Below are 3965 nucleotides of genomic sequence, written 5' to 3' on the forward strand. Positions count from 1 at the left end.
GAGCCCGTCACCCCGGGCGCGCTGGCCGGCCGCCTCGGCGCCTCCCCCTCCTCCGTCACCGAGGGCGTCCGCAAGCTCGCCGCAATGGGGTTGGCGCAGCACCGCCCCTACGCGCCCGTCGAGCTCACCGAGACCGGGAGGTCGTTCGCGGTGGCGATGGTCCGCCGCCACCGGATCCTCGAGACGTTCCTCGCCCGGTGCCTGGACTACCCGTGGGACGAGGTGCACGCCGAGGCCGACGCCCTCGAGCACGTGGTCTCCGACCGGTTCGTCGACGCCCTGGACAGCTTCCTCGACCACCCGCGCCGCGACCCGCACGGCGACCCCATCCCCACCCGCGACGGGCGATTGGACCAGCTCGCCGACGTCCCTCTGGACCGTCTCCCCGAGGGCGGCACCGGTGTCGTCACGCGGGTGTCCGACCGGGACAACTCCGTCCTGCGTCACCTGGCCGAGATCGGCCTGCGGCCCGACTCGCCGGTCGAGGTGGTCTCCCGCAAGGTCGAGTTGGGGATCATCACCGTGGCCCTGGGCGGGCGGGTGGTACCTGTCGGCACACCGGTCGCGGCGGCGGTGCGGGTCCGGGTCCCGAGCGGTGACGACGACGAGGTCACGCGGTAGCGGCGCACCATGACCACCGCCCCGGTGGCGTCAGAACATCGTCCCCGGGTTGAGGATCCCCTGTGGGTCGAGTGCGGTCTTGATGCGGCGGTTCAACTCCATCACGTCCTCGCCCAGCTGGGCCGGCAGCCACGGTGCCTTGAGTCGTCCCACGCCGTGTTCGCCGGTGATCGTCCCGCCCATCCCGATCGCCAGTTCCATCACCTCGCCGAATGCCGTCTGGGCGCGGTGAGCGCGGTCCGGGTCGTCGTCGGACAGCACGATGATCGGGTGCGTGTTGCCGTCACCGGCGTGGGCGACCAGGGCTATCGGCACATCGCGCCTCGCGGAGATCTCCTCGATCCCGGCGACCAGCTCGGGCAGCGCGGGCAACGGCACGCCGACGTCCTCCAGGAGCAACGTCCCGGTCTTGCCCAGGCTGGTGAACGCGGCCCGCCGTGCGACCGTGAACTGCTCCCCCTCCTCGGGATCGTCGGTCGCGAACACCTCGCTGGCGCCGTGGGTGCGGAACGCCTCGGCCATGAACTCGGTCTCGGCCGCGCGGTCGGGCCCGGTGAGGTCGGACTGGGCCAGCAGCATCGCCCCGGCCGAGGTGTCCAGGCCCATCCTCAGGTCAGCCTCCACGGCCCGGATCGAGACGTTGTCCATGAATTCCAGCATCGCCGGGCGGATCCGGCGCGTGATGGCCAGGACGGCGTCGCTGCACGCCACCACGTCGGGGAAGATCCCCACCACGGTGGAGCGAGGCGGTTGTTCAGGGATGAGCCGCACGATGATCTCGGTGACGATCCCCAACGTGCCCTCGCTGCCCACGAAGAGCTTGGTCAGGCTCAACCCGGCGGTGTCCTTGAGCCGCGCGCCGCCCAGTCGCACCGCGGTACCGTCGGCCAGCACCACCGTCAGCCCGAGGACGTAGTCCGTGGTCACGCCGTACTTCACGCAGCACAGACCGCCGGCGTTGGTGGCGATGTTGCCGCCGATGGAGCAGATCTCATATGACGAGGGGTCCGGCGGATACCAGAGTCCGTGCTCGGCGACGGCCCGCTTGACCTCGGCGTTGTAGAGCCCTGGCTGAACGGTGGCCGTCCGGGTGACGGGATTGACGTCGATGTCGCGCATGAGCTCGGTGGACAGCACGATCCCGCCCTCCACCGCCGTCGCTCCCCCGGACAGCCCCGAACCGGCCCCCCGCGGGACCACCGGCACGCCGTGCGCACTGGCCCAGCGCATGACCTCCTGCACATCCTCGGTCGACCGCGCGCGCACCACGGCGAGCGGCATCCCCGGGTCAGGGGCCTTGGCCCAGTCCTGGCGGTATCCCTCGAGCACGTCCGCGTCGGTGAGCACGGAGGCGGTGTGGAGACGGGCACGGAGGTCATCCAGGATCATGCCCCGAACCTACGACGAACCGTCGCGAAGGCGCGGGGGTATGGACCGGCGGGGTGGATGTGCCGGGCGGGAGGGCGGGTGCCCGGGACAGGGTGACGCGCGATCAGCTCTCCCGGATCCGCAGGCGCTCGAAGACGGCCCTCAGCGGCCGCGGAGCCCACCAGTTGGCGTCGCCGAGCAGGAGCATCGCGCTCGGGACGAGCAACAACCTGATGACGAACGCGTCCACCAGCACGGCGAGCGCCAACCCGAGCCCGAGCAGCCGGACCACGCTGATCCCCGAGGTTCCGATGGCGAGGAACACCACCGCCACGAGCACCGCCGCCGCCCCCACCACGGGTGCGGTGCGTGAGACCCCGTCGACCACGGCCCGTGTGGTGTCACCGTGGCGGTCGTACTCCTCACGAACACGGGAGAGCAGGAACAGCTGGTAGTCCATCGACAGTCCGAAGGCCAGGCACGCCATCAGCAGGGGCGAGGAGCTGTCCACCACCCCCGTGGCCGTCACGCCCACCAGGTCGGCGAGATACCCCTCCTGGAAGACCAGGACCATCGCACCGAAGCTCGCGGTGAGACTCAGCGCCGCCATCACCAGCGTCTTGAGGGTGACCAGCACGCCACCGGTCAGGAGGAAGACCAGGGGCAGGACCACCGCCATGACGAGGAGGGCGACCGGGACCGCCCGGTCGCTGATCGCCTGGCGGGTGTCGACATCGTCGGAGTATGTCCCCGCCACCGGGGCGGGTGCCACCACCTCTCGGACACGCTCGGCGAGGTCCTGTTGCTCCGGCTGCGTGAGCCCCGGGGCCGTCACCACCTCCACCGCGGCGACGGGACCCCGCCTCAGGTCGGGGTCACCGGGACCCACCGCGAGCCCGTCGGACAGGGTCTCGTCCGGTCCCCGCGTCGCCGTCACGCCGTCGATGCGCGATACCCGCTCCGCCAACTCCCCGGGATCGACCCCGTCCGCCAGGATCACCAGGGGGTCGGATCCGAGGTCCGGACGTTCGTCGCGCAGTCGCTCGGCCGCCACCCTGGACGGGGCGTCCTGCGGCAGGACCCTGTCGTCGAGAGTGCCCAGCCGGAGGCCGAATGCGGGCGTCAACATTATCAACAGAAGCGCCGACACCCCCAGCGCCACCACCACCGGGTGACGGCGCGACACGCCCAGCATCGCGGTCACCGAGCGGCCGGGCCGGGTCGGGTCGACCCGTCGCACGGACCACGCGTCGATCCGCCGACCGAGGACCCGGAGGACCGGGGGCAGCACCACCAGGGTGAGGGTGGCGACGAGCGCCACGACCGCGACACCGGTTATCGCCATGGACCTCAGGTAGGGCATGTCCACCGCCGTGAGCGCGGCCAGACACAGGCCGACCGTGACCGCCGAGATGACGATGGTTCTCCGGCACCGGCGCATCGTGCGGTCGACGGCCTCAGGTGGGTCCGCCCCGTTCGCCAGTTCCTCGCGGAACCGGGTGACCACGAGGAGGCTGTAGTCGATCGCGAGACCCAGCGCGAGACCGATCACGAGGTTGAGGGCGAACACGGAGACGTCGATCAGGTGCACCAGGCCGGACAGGACGACGAACGTCGAGAGCATGGCGAGCACCCCGATCGCGACCGGGACCGCGGCGGCCACGACGGAGCCGAAGAACAGCACGAGCAGGACGAGTGTGACGGGGACGGCGATGAGCTCGGCGCGGGTCAGATCCTCCCGCGCGATGAGATCGTCCTCACGGAGCACCTCGGCCCGGCCGGTCAGTTGCCTCTCGACGCCCTCGCCGGGCGGGGGCAGGGCCTCGCGGACCTCATCCAGGGTGCGCCTGGACTCGGAGTCGTCGCCGGACAGCACCGCGCTCACCACCGTGGGTCCGTCGCCCGGCGCCGGCGCCGGCGACACGGTCACGCGACCCACTCCCCCCGCGCCTTCGAGGAAGGACGCCACCGCCTCG

3 protein-coding genes are annotated in these 3965 nt (G+C 71.5%); 1 reads left to right on the forward strand and 2 read right to left on the reverse strand.

Annotated features, from left to right (window positions below):
- Positions 1-621, forward strand: a 621-nt coding sequence (locus G6027_RS12450; RefSeq protein WP_182637453.1) for a metal-dependent transcriptional regulator, incomplete at its 5' end; no start/stop codon positions are given.
- Positions 622-651: 30 nt separating this feature from the next.
- Here the strand turns inward: G6027_RS12450 and G6027_RS12455 are convergent.
- On the reverse strand, positions 652-2010 hold the full coding sequence (locus tag G6027_RS12455; protein WP_182637454.1) for an FAD-linked oxidase C-terminal domain-containing protein: 1359 nt from the start codon (positions 2008-2010) through the stop codon (positions 652-654).
- Positions 2011-2113: 103 nt separating this feature from the next.
- Positions 2114-3965 (reverse strand): MMPL family transporter (locus G6027_RS12460; RefSeq protein WP_206682491.1); only part of this gene is annotated, 1852 nt, incomplete at its 5' end.

The sequence above is a fragment of the Dietzia sp. SLG310A2-38A2 genome (genome assembly GCF_014145095.1).
GTDB lineage: Bacteria > Actinomycetota > Actinomycetes > Mycobacteriales > Mycobacteriaceae > Dietzia.

Bases quoted from the DNA above. Each gene is read 5' to 3' on its own strand.
- G6027_RS12455 (WP_182637454.1), bottom strand. From the start codon at position 2,010: ATGATCCTGGATGACCTCCGTGCCCGTCTCCACACCGCCTCCGTGCTC.